Here is a 22,366-nt window from a genome sequence, read left to right on the forward strand (position 1 = left end):
ATGAACTCCCCGATGCCTTCCCACAGCAGCCTCTGGCAAGCCTACCTGCACAACTGCCGCAGCCTGGTGGACATGGCCGAGCCGACCCAGACCGCCGGCCGCATCACGCGCGTGGCCGGCCTGGTGATGGAAGCGGTCGGCCTGAAGCTGCCGGTGGGCAGCCCGTGCAACGTCCCGCTGCCCAACGGCATGATGATCGAAGCCGAAGTAGTCGGCTTCCAGGACGATCGCCTGTTCCTGATGCCGCAGAGCGACGTCGAAGGCATCGTCCCGGGCACCCGCGTATTTCCCGTCGAGCCGGTCAAGCCGCCGCCGCGCACCGGCCCCATCACCTTCACCCCGCGCCGCGCCGATGAGCACAGCCGCCGCCTGCCGGTCGGCGACGAGCTGCTGGGTCGCGTGCTGGACGGCGCCGGACGTCCGCTGGACGCCTACGGCCCGCTGCACACCGAACGCTCGGCGCCGCTGGCCGTGCGCGCCGCCAACCCGCTGGGCCGCGCGCCGATTCGCGACATCCTCGACACCGGCATTCGCACCATCAACTCCATGCTCACCGTCGGCCGCGGCCAGCGCATGGGCCTGTTCGCAGGCTCGGGCGTGGGCAAGAGCGTGCTGCTGGGCATGATGGCGCGCTACACCAGCGCCGACGTCATCGTGGTCGGCCTGATCGGCGAGCGCGGCCGCGAAGTGAAGGAATTCATCGAGCAGATCCTCGGGCCGGAAGGCCTCGCCCGCTCGGTGGTGGTGGCCGCGCCGGCCGACACGCCGCCGCTGATGCGCCTGCAAGGCGCCGCCTATTGCACCTCGATCGCCGAATATTTCCGCGACCAGGGCAAGGACGTGCTGCTGATCATGGATTCGCTGACCCGCTATGCGATGGCCCAGCGCGAGATCGCCCTGGCCATCGGCGAACCGCCGGCCACCAAGGGCTATCCGCCTTCGGTGTTCGCCAAGCTGCCGGCGCTGGTCGAACGCGCCGGCAACGGCGACGAAGGCGGCGGCTCCATCACCGCCTTCTACACCGTGCTGACCGAAGGCGACGACCAGCAGGACCCGATCGCCGACGCCGCGCGCGCGATCCTGGACGGCCACATCGTGCTCAACCGCCAGCTGGCCGAGTCCGGCCACTATCCGGCCATCGACATCGAACAGTCGATCAGCCGCGCCATGCACAGCATCACCGACGACGATCACCAGCGCCGCGCGCGCCACCTGAAGCAGCTGTACTCCCGCTACCAGCGCAGCCGCGACCTCATCAGCGTAGGCGCCTATGCGGCCGGCAGCGACCCGGTTCTGGATGAGGCAATTGCCATGTTGCCAAGAATCGAAGCGTTTTTGCAGCAAGGGATTCATGAGCAGGCCGATGTATCAGAGAGCTTGAGGCAACTTACCGCTCTATTCGGTTGATTGAGCACCTGCACGCAAAAATATAATCAAAACTATCATGGCTACTCCCTCCGCACTTGAGACGCTGATCGAATTGGCGACCAAAGAGACCGACGATGCGACCAAACGCCTCGGCCGGGCTATCCGCGTGAGCGAGGAAGCGCAGCAGAAACTTGCCATCCTGGAACAATATCGCGACGATTACGCGGCCAGGTTCCAGGACACGCTGACCAACGGCCTGACGGCGCTGAGCTATCGCAATTTCCAGCTCTTCATCGAGAAGATCGATACCGCCATCGACGGCCAGCACGCCGTGGTACGCAGCTCGCAGCAGAAAGTGGCTGAAGCGCGCAGCGTCTGGCAGGCCTGCGAACGCAAGCGCATGTCCTACGACACGCTGGCGGCGCGCGCCAAGGAAAAGGAATTGCAGAAGGAAAACAAGCGCGACCAGAAGGCCATGGATGAACATGCCTCGCGCATCACCTTCTACAAACGATAGGCAACGACGAAGCAACAACCAGTTACCTGACCGACAGGCTCAATCATGAATACATCCCTGCCGCTGCTGAACGTGATCACCGGCTCCCAGGCCGCCAACGGTTCGCGCTCGTCCAATCCGGCCGACAGCTTCAGCGCCGATGTGCCGTTCAACCAGGTCCTCAACAGCCAGGTCAGCAACCGCAACAGCGAAAACCAGTCGCAGGACAAGCAGCGCGCCGCCGACCAGACGGCGCAGCCCAGCCAGCCTGCGCAAAGCGCTGCCAACGGCAGCAAGCCCGCCTCCACCGACTCGGCCCAGAAAAAGCAGGATGCCGACAAGGACGACGACCAGGCCGACGACGACGGCACCGCCACCCAAGCCTCGGCCGAACTGCTGGCGCTGGTAGCCAACCTCGAGCAGAACGCCGTCAAGCCGGTCACCAGCGGCAAGGGCGAAGATACCGACGCCGACCTGCTGGCCCAGGCCAAGCGCAGCGGTCCGCAGCTTTCGCTCAAGGGCGACGACCAGCCGCTGGCGCTGGACGGCAAGGACAAGAAGATCGATTTCGCCGCCCTGCAAAGCAGCGTCAACGCCAAGAAGGAAGCGGCGCCCGACCTGGCGCAGCAGCAAACGTCCGACGCAGCGGCGCGCGCCGCCAAGAGCGACAAGCCGGCGATCGATGTCTCCGCCGACGCCAAGACCGCGCCCAAGGACGACGCCGGCGCATTGAGCGCCCGCGCCCAGGCCGCCAAGCTCGCCCCCGAGATGACCATGGTCAAGCAGGATGCGCCGCAGGCCACACCGGTTCCGGTCGTCATGCCCGCCATGCAGCAGGCGCTCGCCGCCAACCAGACGCAGGCCGTGTTCGGCGCCGCCTATAGCGACAAGATCCAGCCCAACGTCGGCAGCGCCGGCTGGGACCAGGCCGTCGGCCAGAAGGTGACCTGGATGGTCAGCGGCGGTATCCAGAGCGCTTCGTTGACGCTCAATCCGCCCGACCTCGGTCCGATGCAGGTGGTGCTTTCCGTGCACAACCAGCAAGCCGACGCCACCTTCATCACCGCCCAGCCCGAAGTGAAGCAGGCGCTGGAAGCGGCCATGCCCAAGCTGCGCGAAATGATGGAACAGGCCGGCATCCAGCTCGGCCAAGCCACCGTCAATACCGGCATGCCCAACCAGCAGCAGAACGCCAACGGCCAGCAGGCGCGCGGCAGCTCTTCGCGCGGCACCTTCGGCAAGGATGACGAGGACGACGTCGCCATCGCGGCTGCGGGCGCCGCCACCGTCACCCAGAGCGGCGTCGGACTGGTGGACACCTTCGTCTGACCAGACCATGCCGCGCCGGCACGACGGCAAGATGGCTCGCAACAAAAAAAGCACTCGGGGAATAGCTTTATCGTCTGCGCAAGACTCAACAATAAGAATTCTTTGCCGATAAGCACACATCCAAGCAATACGCGCTGACGAACTGAAAGGAAACAGTAGATGGCAACAAAAGGAAAAGCCCCGGCCAAGGGAGCTGAAGCGGACGCAGCACCGGCGAAATCCAGCAAGAAGATGCTGTTCATCATCGTCGGCCTCGTGCTGGTGCTGGTGATCGGGGGCGCCGCGGCCTTCTTCATGATGGGCGGCAAGAAAAAAGGCGGCGAAGAAGAGCACGCGGAAGAAAAGTCTGAGGCCAAGGCGCCCACCTTCGTGGTCATCGAACCGTTCGTGGTGAACCTGCAGCAGGAAACCGGCGACCAGTACCTGCAAGTGGCGATGACGCTGCAAGTAGCCGACGGCGCGACCGCCGAGGCGCTCAAGCTGTACATGCCGCAGGTGCGAAGCCGCCTGCTGATGGTGCTGTCGAGCAAGAAAGCATCCGAACTGCTGACCAACGAAGGCAAGCGCAAGCTGACCGACGAAATCGTCGACCAACTGGGCGAGCCGTTCTCGGGCAAGGGCAAGGGACCGCAGATTACCGACGTCTTCTATACGTCCTTCGTCATCCAGCAGCAGTAAGCGCAGTCTGAAGAGTTAGACAAACATGGCCGAGCACTTTCTATCACAGGAAGAAGTCGATGCCCTTCTAAAGGGCGTGACGGGAGACGAAGACGAAGAAAAGGTCGTCGAAGAAGCTCCTGGTACGGTACGTACCTACAACCTGGCAACGCAGGAACGCATCGTCCGCGGACGCATGCCGACGCTCGAAATCATCAACGAGCGCTTCGCCCGTCTGTTCCGGATCGGCCTGTTCAACTTCATCCACCGCACGGCCGAGATCTCGGTCGGGCCGGTGAAGGTGTCCAAGTACAGCGAGTTCATCCGCAACCTGGTCGTGCCGACCAACCTGAACCTGGTCCATATCAAGCCCTTCCGCGGTATCGGGCTGGTGGTGTTCGACCCGCAGTTCGTGTTCATGCTGGTCGACAACATGTTCGGCGGCGACGGTCGTTTCCACACCCGCATCGAAGGTCGTGAATTCACGCCCACCGAGCAGCGCATCATCATGCGCGTGCTGGAAATCACCTTCGAGAACTACGCCAAGTCCTGGGAGCCGATCTACCCGATCGAATTCGAGTTCATCCGTTCGGAAATGAACACGCAGTTCGCCAACATCGCCACGCCGAACGAAGTGGTGGTCTCGACCACCTTCACCATCGAGCTTGGCCCCGTGTCGGGCGAAATTCACATTTGCACGCCCTACTCGATGATCGAGCCGGTGCGTGACCGCCTCACCAGCAGCATGCAGGGTGAGGCGCTGGAGGTCGACAAGCGCTGGATTCGCCTGATGAAACAGCAGATCCAGACCGCTGAAGTCGAACTGATCGTCAATTTCGGCACCGCCCGTGTGACCTTTACCGACCTGCTCAACATGCAGGTCGGCGACGTGATCCCGCTGCAAAGCAGCCAGACCGTCAATGCACAGGTCGACGGCGTGCCCGTGATGGAATGCAGCTACGGCCAGTCCAACGGCCAATACGCCCTGCGCGTCGAGAAGCTGCTGTCCATCACACAGGAAACACCAGAAAGCTTTCAAGGAGAGTAGTAATGGCTGATGAGAACGTAGAAGGTCAAGCCGCGGCGGAAGATGATCCGTGGGGCGCGGCAATGGCCGAACAGACGCAAGCCGAAGCAACACAGAAAAAAGGCCAGATGGAGGACGAGCAAGGCATCGCCGCCACCGCGGCCCAGGCCACCGTGTTCAAGGATCTGAGCTCGGCCGACATCCAGACCAACACGCCCAACGACATCGACTTCATCCTCGACATCCCGGTCCAGCTGACCGTGGAGCTGGGACGCACCAAGATCGCCATCAAGAACCTGCTGCAACTGGCGCAGGGCTCGGTGGTGGAACTCGACGGCATGGCCGGCGAACCGATGGACGTGCTGGTCAACGGCTGCCTGATCGCCCAGGGCGAAGTGGTGGTGGTCAACGACAAGTTCGGTATCCGTCTGACCGACATCATCACGCCGGCAGAACGCATCCGCAAACTGAACCGCTGATCGGGACGGCCGCGATTTGATGAAGCGCCTTTCCGCCGCATCCCATCCAAACCGCCCAAGGCGGACGCCGGCCAAACCGGCGTCCGCCCTGCTGTTTATGGGCGGCATATTCCTTCTTGCGCCGGCATGGGCGCAGACGGCTGCAGCGCCCGCCGCTCCCGCCGCGGCAGCCATGCCCTCGTCATCCGGCAGCGTCTTCACCATGCTGTTCGGCCTGATTGCCGTGCTGGCGCTGATGGTCGGCATCGCCTGGCTGTTCAAGCGCTTTGGCTTCGCGCAGAACTTGTCGGGCAATGCCGCGGCCAAAGTGGTCGGCGGCGTCAGCGTAGGCACGCGCGAGCGCGTTATGGTGATCGAGGTGGGCGAGCAATGGATCGTGGTCGGCGTCGCGCCGGGTCGCGTCAACGCGCTGGCCACCATGCCGCGCCAGGAGCACGTGGCGCCCCAGCAGGGCAACGCGGGCGCTCCGGCGTTCGCCTCCTGGCTCAAGCAAACCATGGACAAACGTAACGGCGGCGCCGCAGGCGGCAACCGCACAGGCAATGATGGCAGCACAACCTAACCCGCAAGGGAATCTTCTTCCGGCCTCTTCGGCCCCGCGCAATCCGGCCCGGCAGTTGCTGAAACAGGGCGCCGCGCTGCTGCGCTCCGGCCGTTTCTGGATCCTGCTGCTGCTGTGCCTGCCGCTGGCGGCCTCGGCCCAGCAAGGCATCCCCGCACTGAACAGCACGCCCGCGCCCGGCGGCGGCACGAACTATTCGCTGCCGATCCAGACGATGCTGCTGCTCACGTCGCTGTCGTTCATCCCGGCGGCGCTGCTGATGATGACCTGCTTCACGCGCATCGTGATCGTGCTGTCGCTGCTGCGCCAGGCCCTGGGCACGCAGTCCACGCCGCCGACCCAGGTGCTGGTCGGACTATCGCTGTTCCTGACCTTCTTCGTGATGGGCCCGGTGTTCGACCGCATCTACACCGAGGCCTACCAGCCCTTCTCGGAAAACAAGATCCAGATGATGGAAGCGCTCGACAAGGGCGCCGCCCCGCTGAAGGAATTCATGCTCAAGCAGACCCGCCAGGCCGACCTGGCGCTGTACGTCAAGCTCTCGCGCGGCCCCGAACTGCAGGGCCCGGAAGACGTGCCGCTGCGCCTGCTGGTGCCGGCCTTCGTCACCAGCGAGCTCAAGACCGCGTTCCAGATCGGCTTTGCGATCTTCATTCCCTTCCTCATCATCGACATGGTGGTGGCCAGTATCCTGATGTCCATGGGCATGATGATGATGTCGCCGGCCATCGTGTCCCTGCCCTTCAAGCTCATGCTCTTCGTCCTGGTGGACGGCTGGCAGCTGCTGATCGGCTCCCTCGCACAAAGTTTTTACTAGGAGAGCGAGATGACTCCTGAAAGCGTCATGACACTGGGCCGCCAGGCCATGGAAGTCACCCTGCTGATCGCCGCGCCGATGCTGTTTACGGCGCTGATCATCGGCCTGCTGGTCAGCATCTTCCAGGCGGCCACCCAGATCAACGAGCAGACCTTGTCGTTCATCCCCAAGCTGGTCGGCGTGTTCCTCGCGCTGATCATCGCCGGTCCGTGGATGCTGACGATCATCCTGGACTACATGCACACGATGTTCTCCGGCATCCCGGCGATGGTCCAGTAAGGCCGCGCCCTGCCGTCCCCCGTGGCGGCGCGCCGGCAACTTCTCCTTTCATGCTCACTTTCACCAGCCAGCAGCTCTACGCCTGGGTCGCCATGTTCATCTGGCCGGCCACGCGCGTGCTGGCCCTGATCGCCACCGCCCCGCCGTTCGGCAGCGCCAGCGTGCCGATGTTGGTGAAGGTGCTGCTGGGTCTGGCCATCTCCACGGTGATCGCGCCGGATGTGCCGGTTCCGGCGGCGCTGGACCCGACCTCCATGGCCGGCATCCTGATCCTGCTGCAGCAACTGCTGATCGGCGCGTCGATGGGGCTGGCCATGCGCGTCGTGTTCGCCGCGGTCGAAGCCGCCGGCGAACTGACCAGTTCCACCATGGGCCTGTCCTTCGCCGCGTTCTTCGATCCGCAAACGCAGGGCCGCACGTCGGTGGTCAGCCAATTGTTCTCCTTGCTGGCGACGATGGTGTTCCTGAGCCTGAACGGGCACCTGATCCTGCTGCAGGTCATGGCCGAAAGCTTCCATACCCTGCCCATTTCGGCGGCGCCCATGACCACCGAGGGCTTCCACCAACTGGCCCTGTGGGGGGCGAAACTGTTCAGCATGGGATTGCAGATGTCGCTGCCGCTGCTGATCGCCCTGCTCATCACCAACTTCGCGCTGGGCATCCTGACCCGGGCGGCGCCGCAGCTGAACCTGTTCGGCATCGGTTTTTCGATCACGATGCTGGCCGGCTTCGTGCTGATCGGTTTCGGCCTGCCCTATATGCTCACGCCCATGCAGCGCTTCCTGTCCGACGGTATCGAGATGGTCCGCCTGCTCGGCAGCGTGCCGTCGGTCAATGCCCTGCCCAAACCGTGAACCAAGATGTCGCTCATAGCCAATCAGGTAACTTCATGCAAACTTCAATCAACTGCGTTTAATATCCTTTTACAGCGCAGAAACTGAAAATTTACACAATTTGACATCTGCCCCGGGCCCCGACAGGCACACTTGCGCCCTGAGCTGTCAGCTCTCTTGCACCACCTGCCCTTTCCTTTTTCCGCTTCGCATGAATATCAGCCAGTTCCGCAAGCCGAAGTACCTCGTCTCAGCCATCCTCGTCGTCGCCATTGCCGGGTTCATCGCATACAAAGTCCTGACGCCGCCTCCGCCGCCGTCCTATCTCACCGCCACGGCTACCGTCGCCGACATCCAGGACGCCGTCCTGGCCAGCGGCACCGTCAAGGCCTACAAGCAGGTCAGCGTCGGCGCCCAGGCCTCGGGCCAGATCAAGTCGCTCAAGGTAGCCCTGGGTGACCAGGTCAAAAAAGGCCAGCTGGTCGCCGAGATCGACGCGCTGACCCAGGAAAATTCACTGCGCACGCAGGAGTACAACCTGCAAAACCTGCAGGCGCAGCTGCGCTCCAAGCAGGCGACGCTGAAGCAGGCGCAGCTGGCCTATGAACGCCAGAAGCTGATGCTGTCCGGCGACGCCAGCTCGCGCGAGAGCTTCGAAAGCGCCGAAGCCACGCTCAATACCACCAGGGCCGACATCGAGGCGCTGCAAGCACAGATCAGCGCCGGCCGCATCGCCGTCGACAATGCGCGGGTGACGCTCGGCTACACCCGCATCACCTCGCCCATCGACGGCCAGGTGGTCGCCATCGTGGCGCAGGAAGGCCAGACGGTGAACGCCGCCCAGAGCACGCCGACCATCATCAAGGTCGCGCGCATGGACACCGTGACCGTCAAGGCGCAGATTTCGGAAGCCGACGTGGTGCGGGTCAAGCCAGGCCAGCAGGTCTACTTCACCATCCTCGGCGACCCGGATCACCGCTACGACACCACGCTGCGCGCCATCGAGCCGGCGCCGGACTCCATCCTGCAGGACGACACCTCGACCACTTCGACCAGCACCAGCTCGAGCAGCAGCTCCAGCTCGACGGCGATCTACTACAACGGCCTGCTGGACGTGCCCAACAAGGACGGCAAGCTGCGCATCTCGATGACCACCCAGGTCAACATCGTGCTCTCGGGCGCCAAGGACGCGCTGATCGTTCCCTCGACCGCCCTGGGCGACAAGCAGCCTGACGGCTCCTACTTCGTGCGCGTGCTCGATGCGCAGGGCCATGCGCAGCCGCGCAAGGTGAAGATCGGCATCAACACCAACGCCCGGGTCCAGATCACCGAAGGCCTCAAGGCCGGCGAGCGCGTGGTGACCGGCACCGCCACCCCGGGCACGGCAGACTCCTCGTCCGAGCATCACGGCCCGCCGCCGATGATGTGAGGAACCGGCCATGACGACTGCCCTGCTTCAATTGCGCGGCCTGCGGCGCGACTTTCCCGCAGGCGAAGACACCATCACCGTGCTCAACGATGTCAATCTGGACATCAACGCCGGCGAGATGGTGGCCATCGTCGGCGCCTCCGGATCCGGCAAGTCCACGCTGATGAACATCCTCGGCTGCCTGGACAAGCCCAGCGCCGGCAGCTATCGCGTGGCCGGCCGCGAAACCGGCGAGCTCGATCCCGACGAACTGGCCCAGCTGCGGCGCGAGCATTTCGGCTTCATCTTCCAGCGCTACCACCTGCTGTCGGACCTGGATGCCACCGGCAACGTCGAGGTGCCGGCCGTCTATGCCGGGCAGGATCCGCAGCAGCGCCGCGCGCGCGCCGAGCAATTGCTGGCGCGCCTGGGCCTGGCCGAACGCACCCATCATCGCCCGGGACAGCTCTCCGGCGGCCAGCAGCAGCGCGTGTCGATCGCGCGCGCCCTGATGAACGGCGGCGACGTGATTCTGGCCGACGAACCCACCGGCGCCCTGGACAGCCACAGCGGCCATGAGGTGATGAACATCCTCAAGGAGCTGCACGCCGAAGGCCACACCATCATCATCGTCACGCACGACATGCAGGTGGCGGGCAACGCCCAGCGCATCATCGAAATCAGCGACGGCGTGATCATCGCCGATCGCGCCAGCACCTCGCCCGGCGCCGCCACGACGGTGCGCGGCGAGGGCATGCGCCGCGCCGAGAAGCGCAAGCAGTCCTCGCCCTGGCGCGCCTCGCTGGATCGCATGAAGGAAGCTTTCCGCATGTCGCTGCTGGCAATGAACGCGCATCGCCTGCGCAGCTTCCTGACCATGCTGGGCATCATCATCGGCATCGCCTCGGTGGTCTCGGTGGTGGCGCTGGGCAGCGGCTCGCGCGAACGCATCCTCTCCGACATCAGCTCGATGGGCACCAACACCATCGACATCTTCCCCGGCTCCGGCTTTGGCGACATGAAGTCCGCCGCCATCCGCACCCTCACGCCCGCCGACGCCCAGGCGCTGGCCGAGCAGAACTTCGTGGACAGCGTCACGCCCAGCGTGGCCACGTCCTCCTCGGCGCGCTACGGCAACATCTCGGTGACGGCCACCATCAACGGCGTGGGCGACCAGTATTTCCGCGTGCGCGGCCTGAAGATGGAACAAGGCAAGAGCTTCGATCCGGACGGCATCCGCGTCCACGCCCAGGAGGTGGTGATCGACTCCAACACCTATGAAAAGCTGTTCCCCGGCAAGGGCAATGCGCTGGGCGAGGTGATCTTCCTCGGCTCGGTGCCGTGCCGCGTGATCGGCGTGACGCAAAAGCGCGAGAACGGCTTCGGCAACAACAGCGCGCTCAACGTCTGGGTGCCCTACACCACGGCGATGAGCCGGGTCATCGGCCAGCGCTACCTCTCCGGCATCACCGTGCGGGTGAGCGACAAGGTGCCCAGCGCGGCGGCCGAAGAAGGCATCGTCAAGCTCATGACGCTGCGCCACCGGATCAAGGACTTCTACGTCTTCAACACCGACAGCATCCGCCAGACCATCGAGAAGGCCACCGCCACCATGACGCTGCTGGTGTCGATGATCGCGCTGATCTCGCTGGTGGTGGGCGGCATCGGCGTGATGAACATCATGCTGGTATCGGTCACCGAACGCACGCGGGAAATCGGCGTACGCATGGCCGTCGGCGCGCGCCAGGGCGACATCATGCAGCAGTTCCTGATCGAGGCCGTGCTGGTCTGCCTGGCCGGCGGCCTGATGGGCGTGCTGCTGGCGATGGGCTTCGGCGCGCTGTTCTCGCATTTCGTCAACAACTTCAACATGATCTATTCCAGCGCCTCGATCATCAGCGCCTTCGCCTGCTCGACCCTGATCGGGGTAATCTTCGGCTTCCTGCCGGCGCGCAACGCGGCCCGCCTGAACCCTGTCGACGCCCTCGCCCGCGAATGAACCTGCACGCCATGAATCCCTCGCCCCACACGTCGCGTCCCGCGATCCATCGCCTGGCCGCCGCCGTCTGCGCCGCATGCGCCATCAGCCTGCTGGCCGGCTGCGCCGCAGTCGTACGCACGCCCTACGAGGCGCCGCAGACGCAAACGCCGTCCGCCTGGACCAAGACCGGCACGGTCGCCGAAGTCACCGCCGACCATTGGTGGCGGGAGTTCGGCGACGCGGAACTGGAGCGCCTGATCGACGAGGCACTCAGCAAGAACAACGACCTGGCCGCAGCCGGCATCAAGGTGCGCAAGGCGCAACTGCAGGCAGGCCTGGCCGCCGATGCGCGCATCCCGGCCCTGGGCGCCAAGGTCTCCAGCACCGGCACCAAGGCGCTCGGCAACGGCAGCGGCGTCACCAGGACCAACAACAACGCCGTCACGCTGACCTATGAAGCCGACCTGTGGGGACGCCTGGAAGCCAACTACGACGCCAAGCGCTGGGAGGCGCTGGCCACCGAACAGGATCGCGAAAGCACGGCCCTCTCGCTCATCGGCACCACCGCCAACCTGTACTGGCAGGGCGCCTATTACAACCAGCGCATCGTGCTGGCCCAAGAAAGCATCGCCTACGCGCAGAAGACGCTGGATCTGGTGCGCACCCAATACGGCGCCGGCGCGGTTTCCTCGCTGGAGGTGCTGCAGGCCGAACAGAGCCTGATCACCCAGCAATCTTCCCTGGCGGACTTGGCGCGGCAGCGCGTGGAAAACGACAATGCGCTGTCCATTCTCTTCGACAGCCCGCCGGGAAAGACCATCGCCCTGCCGGCCCGCCTGCCGCAACAGGCGCTGCCGGATCTCGCGGCCGGACTGCCGGCCGAACTGCTGGCGCGCCGGCCCGACCTGCGCGCGGCGGAACTGCGCCTGCGCGAATCGCTGGCGACCGTCGACACCACCCGCGCCGCCTACTATCCCAAGGTCGCGCTGACCGGCTCGCTGGGCAGCAGCAGCGCCGCGCTGCTGAGACTGGTGCAGAATCCGTTCGCCTCGCTGACGGCGGATCTGACGCTGCCGTTCCTGCAATGGAACGAGATGAAGCTCAACGTGAAGGTGTCGCAGGCCGACTATGAGATCGCCGTCACGAACTTCCGCCAGACGCTCTACTCGGCCTTCAGTGACGTTGAAAACGCGTTGTCGGCGCGGCGCCAGTATGCCGAGCAGGAGACGCTGCTGCAGCGGAACCTGAAGGCGGCGCAAGATGCGGAAAGGCTCTTCGAACTGCGCTATCGCGCCGGCTCCGTCACCCTGCAATCCTGGCTGGACCAGCAGGACAAGCGGCGCACGGCCGAGAACTCGCTGGCCGACGTGCGCTTGAGCCGCCTGAAGAACCAGATGACGCTGTACCAGGCCCTGGGCGGCGATGCGCGCGTTCCGACAGCCGCGCCGCCAGAGCAGCAAGCCGCCGCATATTGAGGCGCGCGCGCTCTCTTCGAACATGCGCGGAAAATAAAAAAGGCGAACCTCGGTTCGCCTTTTTTTGCGCCTGGCTGCGACTGCAGCCTGCCGTCTTACTTCAGGTAGTTCAGCAGGGTCAGGCTGCTGGTGGACACAAACACCTTTTGCGCCGCCGACAAGTAGGTCTGCTTCAGCGTCAGGTCGCTGATCAGCTCGCTGACGTCTGCGGTATTACGACCCAGCATGTCGTTGATGCTGGCGGTGTAGTTCTGATCCTTCACCTTGCCGGCGGCATCCAGGCTGTCCAGCTCGTTCTGGCGCGAGCCGACCGAGGCGCTGACGGTGCCGACGTTGTCGATCATCGTATTGAAGGCGCCGTTGAAAGTGGCCAGCTTGCGCGTCAGGCTGGCCTGGCTGCCGGCGACCGGGGTACGCGCGGCATCGGCGGCATCCGACTTCAGCTTGGCTGCTGCAGCAGCCGAGAAGTTGGCGGCATAGTTCGGGTCCGAAGGATCGGTGGCATCCAGGGTTGCCTGGGCAGTCTTGTAGGCCTGGATCGGGAACTGGCCCGAACCGGCAGGATATTCGAAGGTGTTGGCCGCTTGCTCATCCGCCTTGTTGGCCGCTTCCGTCACGGGCACCGACAGCACGCTGATCAGGTTGTTCATGGTCTGGAAGATGTCCTGGCCATTGCCCTGGAAGATCGCCTGGCCGGACGCACTGATATCCATCTGGCGGGTCGAGTCCACCTGCAGCGACATGGTGCCCTGGTCGCCGTTGTAGACCGCGTTGCCGTTGCCGTCCAGCGTGAACGGCTGGGTGGTGCTCTTGAAGCCGGAGAACAGGTAGTTGCCCTGGCCATCGGTGGCGTTGGCGTAACCCAGCACTTCCTGGAAATTGCTCTTCAATTCGGAGGCCAGGTTGGCGCGCTCCGAGTTGCTGAAGGCCTGGTTGCCGGCCTTGATCACGTCCGACTTCAGCTTGGTCAGCATGTCGGTAAAGCTCGACAGCGTGCTCGACACCTGGGCCAGCGAACTGTTGGCGTTCTTGCGGTTGGTCTCGTACTGCGTGTTCAGGGCCTGGGTCTGGGTCATATCCAGCGCGCGGGCGGCGTTCACCGGGTCGTCCGAAGGCACCAGGACTTTCTGGCCGGCAGTCACCTGCTGGTTCAGCTTCAGGATCTGGCTTTGCATGTTGGTCAGATCGTTATTGCTGATCTGATACAGCATCTGGGTGCTAATACGCATGTCGGTCTTCCTCTAGATACTTAGCTGATCACCTGGAACAGCACGTTGAGCATGTCGCTGGCCGCCTGGATGATCTTCGCCGCAGCCTGGTATTGCTGCTGGTTCTTGATCATGTTGGCCAGTTCTTCGTCCTGGTTGACGCCCGACTCCGAGGACAGCTCGCCGGTAATCGCCTGAAGACGCGCCTTTTCGGCGGTGTTGGTGACGTTGATCTCGTTGGTCTTGTTGCCGATGGTGGCGACCAGTTGCGAGTACGAACCCTGATAGCTGGTGTTGCCGATCGTGTTCTTGGTTTGCAGGCCCGCCAGCAGCAAGGCATTGCGGTTGTCGGACGTACCGCTGGTGCTGGGCGACACGGTGAACTGGTCGCCGGCGGCCGGCTGGCCGGTGACGGCAAACGTCATGCCGCCCATCGTGTAGGAGTCGCCCGGCACGTACGCCAGGTTGGTCGCACCCGCCGCCACCGTGGTGGTGGTGCCGTCCTTGTGGGTGATCACCGCACCGCCCGCAGGAACCGGCGAAGACAGATTGAAGCCCACCGGCGCCGTGGTCGAATAGGTCATCTTCAACGGCGTGGCCAGCGGCGTGGCGAAATAACTCGAGCTCACAGACCCGGCACTGATCGTCGCGGTGCCCTTGTTGCCGGCAACCGGCGTGAACTTGAAGTTGTCGCCGGTGGCTGGCGTACCGGACAACGTGAAGCTCACGCCGCCGCTGGTGTAGGTAGAACCTGCCGAATACGGAATCGGCGCGCCGGCGGCATAGGTAGTCGACGTGCCGCTGCTGTTGGTGACGACGATCGACGGCGCCGGCGTCACGCCGGTCCAGCTCGCTGTCAGGTTCGGACCTGCCGACACGGCGAAGTTGAGGGTCGATCCCTGTACGAAAGTCGACGTGTCCAGCGAGGAATTGGAGACAATGCCGCTGCCGGTATTGCCGGTGGTGGTCAGTCCCACGGTACTGGCCGCATTTCCACCGGTGACAATAGGAGCAGCTGCCGCAATCAACTGCGTGTTGCTCATTGCCATCGTCAAGGCAGCCGCGCCATTGACGGTCGGCTGGACCTTGAAGCTGTCGCCCGCCGCCATGGTGGGCGCACCCGGCGTCGGCGTGGCGCCGTTCGAATACGTGACGCCATCCACGGTCAGCGGGAAGCCGCCCGCGGCAACGGTGGTCTTGGTGTTGTCGGACAGACGGGTCAGCGTGTAATTGGTGCCGTCATAGGACAGCGTGTAGTCGCTGGTGGTCAGCGCCGAGGCATTGGAGATCGTCGCCGTCAGGGCAGCCGTGCCGCTGTTGCCGGTTTTGCCGATGACCACCGGCGGGGCAACATTGAACATGTTGGTGCCCTGCACGCCATTCTGGTCCAGCCCGAGCTTTTGCTGGTCATTGACGGTGGTGCCCAGCACGGTCGCAATACGGCCCAGCGAGTTCTGCGCCGGATCCAGCGTTTCGGTGCGGTACTTCAACAGGCCGCCCAAACTGCCGCCATCGTAGAAGAAACTGTCGGGAATGATGGAGGTACCGCCGCCTGCCAGCGTATAACCGATCTGCAGACGGGTGAGGTCGTCGCTGGAAGGTGTTGCCACCAATGTCGACGGCTGCTCGCCAATGACCAGCGGCTGGCCTGAACCGATGAACACGCTCACCGATCCGTTGTCCTGCGGCACGGTGCTGACCTTGACGTACTTGTTGATGTTGGCGATCACCTGGTCGCGCTGGTCCAGCAGGTCGTTCGGCGCCTGGCCTCCGCCCGAACCCTGCGCCTTGACGATGGCCTTGTTGAGCTCGGAGAGCTGGGTCGCGTAGGAATTGAGCGTATCGACCGTCGAGGTGATCTGGTTGTTGACGCTGGTGCGGCTCTGCGCGAGCTGGTCGTTCAGGCTCTGGAAGCGTGCCACCAGGGTCGACGCCATCGACAGCACCGATTGGCGCGAAGCGTCGGTGTTGGGGTTCGAGGCGAAGTTCTGGACCGACTTGAAGAAGTCCTGAAGCGCAGGCGACAGGCCGGCATCGCTGTCGGCCAGCAGATTGTTGATCTGCGAAATCTGCGAATAGTAGGAGTCCAGCGAGCTGGCGCTGGTCTGCGAGGCCAGCTGCTGCTTGACCAGGAAATCGTTATAGACGCGCTTGATCTCTGCAACCTGGGTACCCTGGCCGACGAAACCATAACCGTAGTTGATGCCGCCGGCGGTAGTTTGCACGACGACCTGACGGTTATAGCCAGGAGTGGTGGCGTTCGAGATGTTGTGGCTGGTGGTGGCTTGCGCCGCCATGGCCGCCTGCAACGCGCTCTGTCCGATGCTGAAGATGTTTGTTGCCATGCTAGGTCGTCGTCCTGAAAGCTTTTAGCGGAATAACCAAGTCAACGGCACGCTTTACAAAAACTTTAGACGATGCAGGCCGAAATTGTTTCCCGGCCGGAACGGATCAGCTTTTGGCGCGCACTTATGCCGACAGGGATTGGCGAATGATGCGCGAGAGCTTCTCGGCGTAATGCGGGTCGGTCGCGTAACCTGCGCGCTGCAGGCCGTAGGCGAAGCCGTGCGCGTCCTGGGCGCTGGCCAGCACCTTCTCATAACGCGGATTGCTTTTCAGCAAGTTGGCGTAGTCCTTGAAGGCATCCGCATACGAATCGTAGGCGCGGAATTTTTCGACGCGCTTTTGCGGCTTGCCGTTGATGTATTCGATCGTGGTCGCTTCGACAACCTTGCCGGTCCAGTTGCCGGTGGCCTTGATGCCGAAGAGGTTGTGCGCCGAACGGCCGTCGCGGGTGACGATTTCCTTCTTGCCCCAGCCGGTTTCCAACGCGGCCTGCGCCAGCATGAACTTGGCCGGGATGCCGGTGATCTTGCTGGCCATCTCGGCGTCGGCCTGCAGGCGGTTCTGGAAAGCCTCGACGTGCGCCGGCTTGTTGGAGCTGCGGCGCTGCTTGTTGCGACCGTCCTGGTCGGTGCCCTCGGCCGCCTGCTGGGCGGCGAAGCTCTGGATGAACTTGGCGCGGTCGGCCTCGCTCATGTCCTTGACCAGCGGAATGCCCATCGGCAGGCCGTCGTCCTGCTGCTGTCCGTCCAGGTCCTGCGCATCGGGCAGCTTCTTGGGCAGCGAAGCCGACAGCTGGCGCGTCAGCACATCGGCCAGGCCGATGCCTTTCTGGGCCAGGTTCTGGCTCATCTGCTGGTCCAGCATGGACGTAAACATCTTGGTCTGCTCGTTGTCGAACGGACCGTTCTGCGGCGTGGCGTCACGCATGCTCTTCATCATCATGTTCAGGAACAGCGCCTCGAACTGCTTGGCCGCCCCCTTGATCGCCTCGGGCGAGTTGCCGTTCTGACGGGCGGCTTCGCGCAGGCCGTTCAGCCCATTCGCATCGACGGCCAGATTCTCGGTCGGATTGGATGGGTTGATCTTGTTGAGCATGGATTACCTTGGTTGAGAGAACGTTTCTTGTCGGATCGTGCAACGGCGCCCTGCCCGCCAGCTTTAATCGTCTTTTACTCGTCTCGTTAAGCCGCGAAAATAAGCCGCTTGAATCGCTGTTAAATCACTTCAAGTTCTGCGCGCAACGAACCGGCCGCCTTCATCGCCTGCAGGATCGCCAGCAGATCCTGGGGCGTGGCGCCGATGGCGTTGAGCGCCTTGACCACCTCGGCCAGCGAAGCGCCGCCCTTGAGCAGCATGACCTTGCCCGGCTCCTTGTTGATCGAGATCTGGGCATTCTGCACCGCCGCGGTATTGCCGCCGGCCAGCGCGTTGGGCTGGCTGACCGCGTTGTCGGCCTGGATCACCACCGACAGATTGCCGTGCGACACCGCGCAAGTGTCGAGCATCACGCTCTGGTTCATCACTACGGATCCGGTACGGGCGTTGAGGATCACCTTGGCGGCCAGCTTGCCCGGCGTCACGTCGACGTTCTCCAGCGCGCCCAGGAAGGCCACCCGGTCGCCACTGGAAATCGGCGCGCGCACGCGGATCACGCGGCCGTCCTGCGCCACGGCGGTATCGGTGCCGAAGCGCTTGTTCAATGCGTCCACCACACGGCTGGCGGTCGAAAAGTCGTTGTCGTTCAACTCCAGCATCACCATGTCGCCGCCGCCCAGGGCGCTGGGCACGGCGCGTTCCACCGTGGCGCCGCCCGAGATCCGGCCGGCCGACAGCTGGTTGATGACGGTGCTGCTGCCAGCGGCCGAACCGCCGGCGCCGCCGACCACGATGTTGCCCTGGGCGATCGCATAGATCTGGCCGTCGGCGCCTTTCAGGGGCGCCATCAGCAGCGTGCCGCCGCGGATGCTCTTGGCGTTACCGATCGAAGACACGGTGACGTCGATCAACTGGCCGGGCTGGGCGAAGGCAGGCAAAGTCGCCGTCACCATCGCTGCCGCGACGTTCTTCAACTGCATATTGCTGCTGGAAGAGCTCGGCACGTTCACGCCCAGCTGCTGCAGCATGCTGATCACGCTTTGCACGGTAAACGGCGTCTGCGTGGTCTGGTCACCGCTACCATCGAGGCCGACCACGAGACCGTAGCCGACCAACTGGTTTTGCCGCACGCCCTGGATGCTGGCGAGGTCCTTCAAGCGTTCCGCATGGGCCGGCATGGCGGCTGCCAGGCACAGGCCGGCCGTAGCCACGGCCGCCAGCGCCTTGCGCGTCAGATGCTTCATGTCCATTGCGGTAAATCCTTTCCTAAACATTAAACTGCCACTCCATCAGAAAGGAGAAACGCTGAAGAAGAAACGGCCCAGCGAAGACATGAAGTCTGCCATGTCGACGCGGGTATTGGTACGGTATTCGACCTTGGCGTCAGCCACCAGGGTCGACGAAACGGTATTGCCGGTCTGGATGTTGTCCGGGCTCACGGTGCCGGAGAAGCGCACGTACTCCACGCCCTTGTCGAGCGCGACCTGCTTCTCGCCGCTGACCACCAGGTTGCCGTTGGGCAGCACCTCGACCACGGTCACGCCGATGGTGCCGGTGAAGGTGTTGCTGGACGAGGTGGCGCCCTTGTCTTCAAACTTGGCCGACGAAGAGCCGCTGGCCGACAGCTCCTTGATGGAGGTGCCGAAGATGGTCGGCGCGGGCGAAGCGACAGCGCCGGTCTTGCTGGCCGAACTGCCGGCGGACTTGCCGGCGCTGGTCTTCTCGTTGATCACGATGGTGATCGTGTCGCCCACCAGGCGCGCGCGGCGGTCTTCCAGCAAGGGGCGATAGGCCGCCGACTGGAAGATGGCGCCCGAGGTGGCCGGCGCATACGAAGCCGGCTGCGGACGCGCGCTCGTCGGTCCCTTGACGATGGTATCGGGCACCGTGGTGCAGCCGGCGACGGCAAATGCACCCGCGATGGCGGCCAGTTTCAGCAAGCTGTTCATATCTGCCTCGTCCTTCTTCAAACGCACACTGCGTACTACCAATTCAAACACCTTCAACACGCGATTACAGCTGCGAAATCTTGGCCAGCATCTGGTCGGAGGTGGTGATCGCCTTGCTGTTGATTTCATAGGCGCGCTGGGTCTGGATCATGTTGACCAGCTCTTCCACCACGTTGACGTTGGAGGTTTCCACATAACCCTGCCACAGCGCGCCGGCGCCGTTGGTGCCCGGGGTGTTGGGGTTGGGCGTGCCGGAGGCGGCGGTCTCTACGTAGAGGTTCTCGCCGCGGCTTTCCAGGCCGGCCGGGTTGATGAAGGTGGCGACCTGGATGGTGCCGATCTGGGTGGTGGCGGTGGAGCCGGCCTGCATGATCGACACGGTGCCGTCACGGCCCACGGTCAGCTTGGTGGTGTTGAGCGGAATGGTGATCGGCGGCTGCAGCGTGTAGCCGCTGGAGGTCACCATCTGGCCCTGGCTGTCGGTCTGGAAGGCGCCGTCGCGGGTGTAGGCGGTGGTGCCGTCCGGCAGCAGGATCTGGAAGAAGCCCGCGCCCTGGATCGCCAGGTCCTTGTCGTTGTTGGTCTGGTTGACGTTGCCCTGGGTGAAGATGCGCTCGGTGGCCACCGGACGCACGCCGGTACCGATCTGCAGGCCCGACGGCAGCTGCGTCTGCTGCGAGGACTGGGCGCCGGGCTGGCGCACGGTCTGGTACAGCAGGTCTTCGAACACGGCGCGCGAACGCTTGAAACCGTTGGTGCTGACGTTGGCCAGGTTGTTCGAAATCACGTCCAGCTGCGTCTGCTGCGCATCCAGGCCGGTCTTGGCAATCCAAAGGGAACGAATCATTTATTTCTCCGGTAATCGGCGCCAGGCGCCAATTGCTACATCAATCAGGACAACGACAGGATCTGGGTCGCCTTGGACGAATTGTCCTGGGCGGTCTGGATCATCTTCATGTTCATTTCGAACTGGCGCGACAGGTTGATCATGTTGACCATCGCCTCCACCACGTTCACGTTGCTGCCTTCCAGCGCACCGCTGGCCAGGCGCACGTTGGCGTCGGGTTGCGCCGCGCCGGTGATGGTGCGGAACATGCCGTCGTCGCCGCGCTTCATGTTCTTGTCATCGGGGTTGACCAGCTTGATGCGGCCCAGCACGTTGACCGCATTGGGAATGCCGTTGGTGGGAATCGACGACACGGTGCCGTCGGCCGCAATCGCCACGGTCACATCCGGCGGAATGGTGATCGGACCGCCATCGCCCAGCACCGGCTGGCCGGTCTGGGTCTGCAGCACGCCGTTCTCGTTGATCTTGAAGCTGCCGTTGCGGGTGTAGGCTTCCGCGCCGTCCGCCGTCTGCACCGCGATCCAGCCGCGGCCCTGCACCGCCACATCCAGCGAGCGGCCGGTATCCTGGATCGGGCCTTGCGAGAAATCGTTGCCGGCGGTGGAATCCACCACGAAAGCGCGGGTCGGCAGGCCATCGCCCTTCACCGGCGCCGAACGGAATGTATTGAGCTGCGCGCGAAAGCCCGTCGTGGTGGCATTGGCCAGGTTGTTGCTGGCGGTAGCCTGTTGCTCAAGCGTGTGCTTGGCGCCCGACATCGCTGTATAGACCAGACGATCCATAAAACCCCTCTGCGCGGCGCCCTGCTGCGGCGCCGCTGATTGAAACCGGCTGCCGACGGCGCCGGCAGCCTTGAAACCTGCGCGCCTGACGGCGCGCGTCCATCAGGCGATCAGCGCAGGCTGACCAGGGTCTGCAGAACGGTATCCTGCACCTTGATGGTTTGCGAGTTGGCCTGGTAGACGCGCTGGGCCACGATCATGTTGACCAGCTCGGCGGTCAGGTCGACGTTGGAGTCTTCCACCGCGCGCGCCTGCAGCGTGCCGAAGGTGCCGGTGGTCGGCTTGCCAAGCAAGGGAGTGCCTGCTGCGGCAGTCGCTTGATACAAGTTGTTGCCCAACGGTTGCAGGCCGTTCGGATTGGCGAAGTTCACCAGCACCACGCTGCCCAGGTTCTTGGTCTGCTGGTTACTGTAGGAGCCGACGATGGTGCCGTCCTTGTCGATCGAGAAGCTCGACAGAGTGCCCGGCGCCATGCCGTTTTGCGATTGAGCCAGGTTGATGAATGCTGAACCTGTTTGCGTCGAGCCGGCATAGTCCACGGTCATCGACGACAACGTGCCGCCACCGACAGCGAAAGGCAAACTCGCAGCGTTATTCGAGTTGTTCAGGTTCAGCGTCATCGTGCTGGTGCTGGTCAGAATGCCGCTGGAATTGAAAGTCATCGAACCAATCGACTGCGGCGTAGTGGAACCGGGGGCAGTGGTCAACAATGTACCGTTGACGGTGGCGTAGACGTTCCAGGTGGTCGTCGGCGGCGGGCCCACGACCGGGTTATTCTTCACGTAGTACGTCTGCACGCTGTATGGGTTGCCGAGACTGTCATAGACGGTGACGCCAGTCGAATTGTTATACGTACTAGCATTGGCCGGGTCGAACGGCGTCACGGTCGGAACAGTCAAGCGCGAGTCAAGATTGACCTTGGTCGAAATCGAGGTCGTCGCGGTCGCGGGCAAAGCCGACGTATTGATCTGCAGAGGCACAGGATCGCCACCGGACACGCCCGCCGCATAGCCCATCAGAAATGCACCGTTCATGCTCGGATTGATGATGTAACCGTTCTTGTCCAGCTGAAACTGCCCGTTGCGACCATATAGCGGCGATTTATCCTGCAAACTGCCCGCCAACTGGAAGAAACCGTCGCCGTTGATGGCGATATCCAGCGGGTTGCTGGTAGAGGTGATATTGCCTTGGGTGAACGCCTGGGCCACGTTGGCCACGGTCACGCCGATACCGACCGGCGAGTTGCCGGAGCGGTTCATCGAGTTCGCGTACATGTCCGCGAATTGCGTCTGCGACTGCTTGAAACCGACCGTGCTGGCGTTGGCCACGTTATTACCGATGACGTCCAGGCTCTTAGCTGCGCCATTCAGTCCGCTCAGACCTTGTTGAAAACTCATGTGATACCCCTTTGCCCCGAAAGTTGTCGGT

21 protein-coding genes are annotated in these 22,366 nt (G+C 63.6%); 13 read left to right on the top strand and 8 right to left on the bottom strand.

Features of this window, described 5'->3' with window-relative positions; genetic code table 11:
- The 13 genes from fliI to CEJ42_RS02340 all read left to right on the top strand — a co-directional run bounded on the left by fliI (nt 1) and on the right by CEJ42_RS02340 (nt 12,711).
- On the top strand, nt 1-1,407 hold the full coding sequence (fliI, locus tag CEJ42_RS02280) for a flagellar protein export ATPase FliI (RefSeq protein ID WP_088749908.1): 1,407 nt from the start codon (nt 1-3) through the stop codon (nt 1,405-1,407).
- 37 nt (nt 1,408-1,444) lie between these two features.
- On the top strand, nt 1,445-1,885 hold the full coding sequence (gene fliJ / locus CEJ42_RS02285; RefSeq protein ID WP_088749909.1) for a flagellar export protein FliJ: 441 nt from the start codon (nt 1,445-1,447) through the stop codon (nt 1,883-1,885).
- A gap of 45 nt (nt 1,886-1,930) precedes the next feature.
- Nucleotides 1,931-3,193 (top strand): flagellar hook-length control protein FliK, encoded by a 1,263-nt coding sequence (locus CEJ42_RS02290; protein WP_088749910.1) that lies wholly within the window; start codon nt 1,931-1,933, stop codon nt 3,191-3,193.
- A gap of 159 nt (nt 3,194-3,352) precedes the next feature.
- Entirely contained in the window at nt 3,353-3,871 is a 519-nt protein-coding gene (gene fliL / locus CEJ42_RS02295) for a flagellar basal body-associated protein FliL (RefSeq protein WP_079215242.1), read from the top strand.
- Nucleotides 3,872-3,896: 25 nt separating this feature from the next.
- The gene (gene fliM, locus CEJ42_RS02300; RefSeq protein WP_079215243.1) at nt 3,897-4,898 is read left to right on the top strand and encodes a flagellar motor switch protein FliM; all 1,002 of its coding nucleotides are present in this window, start codon (nt 3,897-3,899) and stop codon (nt 4,896-4,898) included.
- 2 nt (nt 4,899-4,900) lie between these two features.
- Nucleotides 4,901-5,356: a flagellar motor switch protein FliN gene (fliN, locus tag CEJ42_RS02305; protein ID WP_079215244.1), complete on the top strand. Its 456-nt coding sequence runs from the start codon at nt 4,901-4,903 to the stop codon at nt 5,354-5,356.
- Nucleotides 5,357-5,528: 172 nt separating this feature from the next.
- Complete coding sequence (fliO, locus tag CEJ42_RS02310) at nt 5,529-5,918, top strand: flagellar biosynthetic protein FliO (protein ID WP_243397756.1); 390 nt, start codon at nt 5,529-5,531, stop codon at nt 5,916-5,918.
- Complete coding sequence (fliP, locus tag CEJ42_RS02315) at nt 5,902-6,735, top strand: flagellar type III secretion system pore protein FliP (protein WP_420840738.1); 834 nt, start codon at nt 5,902-5,904, stop codon at nt 6,733-6,735. Before fliO ends, fliP begins: the two co-directional genes overlap by 17 nt.
- A 9-nt stretch (nt 6,736-6,744) precedes the next feature.
- A complete protein-coding gene (gene fliQ, locus CEJ42_RS02320; RefSeq protein ID WP_079215246.1) occupies nt 6,745-7,014 on the top strand; it encodes a flagellar biosynthesis protein FliQ in 270 nt (89 codons plus the stop codon).
- Between the two features lie 50 nt (nt 7,015-7,064).
- Nucleotides 7,065-7,868, top strand: coding sequence for a flagellar biosynthetic protein FliR (gene fliR, locus CEJ42_RS02325; protein ID WP_088749912.1), 804 nt, complete (start codon nt 7,065-7,067; stop codon nt 7,866-7,868).
- A gap of 190 nt (nt 7,869-8,058) precedes the next feature.
- Nucleotides 8,059-9,276: an efflux RND transporter periplasmic adaptor subunit gene (locus CEJ42_RS02330; RefSeq protein WP_088749913.1), complete on the top strand. Its 1,218-nt coding sequence runs from the start codon at nt 8,059-8,061 to the stop codon at nt 9,274-9,276.
- A gap of 10 nt (nt 9,277-9,286) precedes the next feature.
- A complete protein-coding gene (locus tag CEJ42_RS02335; protein WP_088749914.1) occupies nt 9,287-11,254 on the top strand; it encodes a MacB family efflux pump subunit in 1,968 nt (655 codons plus the stop codon).
- An 11-nt stretch (nt 11,255-11,265) separates the two neighbouring features.
- Entirely contained in the window at nt 11,266-12,711 is a 1,446-nt protein-coding gene (locus tag CEJ42_RS02340; protein WP_088750204.1) for an efflux transporter outer membrane subunit, read from the top strand.
- Between the two features lie 95 nt (nt 12,712-12,806).
- Here the strand turns inward: CEJ42_RS02340 and flgL are convergent, their stop codons facing one another.
- The 8 genes from flgL to flgE form a co-directional block, all read right to left on the bottom strand.
- Nucleotides 12,807-13,940 (bottom strand): flagellar hook-associated protein FlgL, encoded by a 1,134-nt coding sequence (gene flgL / locus CEJ42_RS02345; protein ID WP_088749915.1) that lies wholly within the window; start codon nt 13,938-13,940, stop codon nt 12,807-12,809.
- A 20-nt stretch (nt 13,941-13,960) separates the two neighbouring features.
- Nucleotides 13,961-16,264 (bottom strand): flagellar hook-associated protein FlgK, encoded by a 2,304-nt coding sequence (flgK, locus tag CEJ42_RS02350; protein ID WP_088749916.1) that lies wholly within the window; start codon nt 16,262-16,264, stop codon nt 13,961-13,963.
- A 124-nt stretch (nt 16,265-16,388) separates the two neighbouring features.
- The gene (flgJ, locus tag CEJ42_RS02355; protein ID WP_079215252.1) at nt 16,389-17,360 is read right to left on the bottom strand and encodes a flagellar assembly peptidoglycan hydrolase FlgJ; all 972 of its coding nucleotides are present in this window, start codon (nt 17,358-17,360) and stop codon (nt 16,389-16,391) included.
- A gap of 119 nt (nt 17,361-17,479) precedes the next feature.
- Nucleotides 17,480-18,604, bottom strand: coding sequence for a flagellar basal body P-ring protein FlgI (locus CEJ42_RS02360; RefSeq protein ID WP_420809791.1), 1,125 nt, complete (start codon nt 18,602-18,604; stop codon nt 17,480-17,482).
- Nucleotides 18,605-18,649: 45 nt separating this feature from the next.
- Complete coding sequence (locus tag CEJ42_RS02365) at nt 18,650-19,309, bottom strand: flagellar basal body L-ring protein FlgH (protein ID WP_088749917.1); 660 nt, start codon at nt 19,307-19,309, stop codon at nt 18,650-18,652.
- Nucleotides 19,310-19,373: 64 nt separating this feature from the next.
- The gene (gene flgG / locus CEJ42_RS02370; RefSeq protein ID WP_079215255.1) at nt 19,374-20,156 is read right to left on the bottom strand and encodes a flagellar basal-body rod protein FlgG; all 783 of its coding nucleotides are present in this window, start codon (nt 20,154-20,156) and stop codon (nt 19,374-19,376) included.
- A 44-nt stretch (nt 20,157-20,200) separates the two neighbouring features.
- Nucleotides 20,201-20,938: a flagellar basal-body rod protein FlgF gene (gene flgF, locus CEJ42_RS02375; protein ID WP_079215256.1), complete on the bottom strand. Its 738-nt coding sequence runs from the start codon at nt 20,936-20,938 to the stop codon at nt 20,201-20,203.
- A gap of 110 nt (nt 20,939-21,048) precedes the next feature.
- A complete protein-coding gene (flgE, locus tag CEJ42_RS02380; RefSeq protein ID WP_088749918.1) occupies nt 21,049-22,335 on the bottom strand; it encodes a flagellar hook protein FlgE in 1,287 nt (428 codons plus the stop codon).
- Nucleotides 22,336-22,366 lie beyond the last annotated feature (31 nt).

Source organism: Herbaspirillum robiniae, from assembly GCF_002213415.1.
GTDB lineage: Bacteria > Pseudomonadota > Gammaproteobacteria > Burkholderiales > Burkholderiaceae_D > Herbaspirillum > Herbaspirillum robiniae.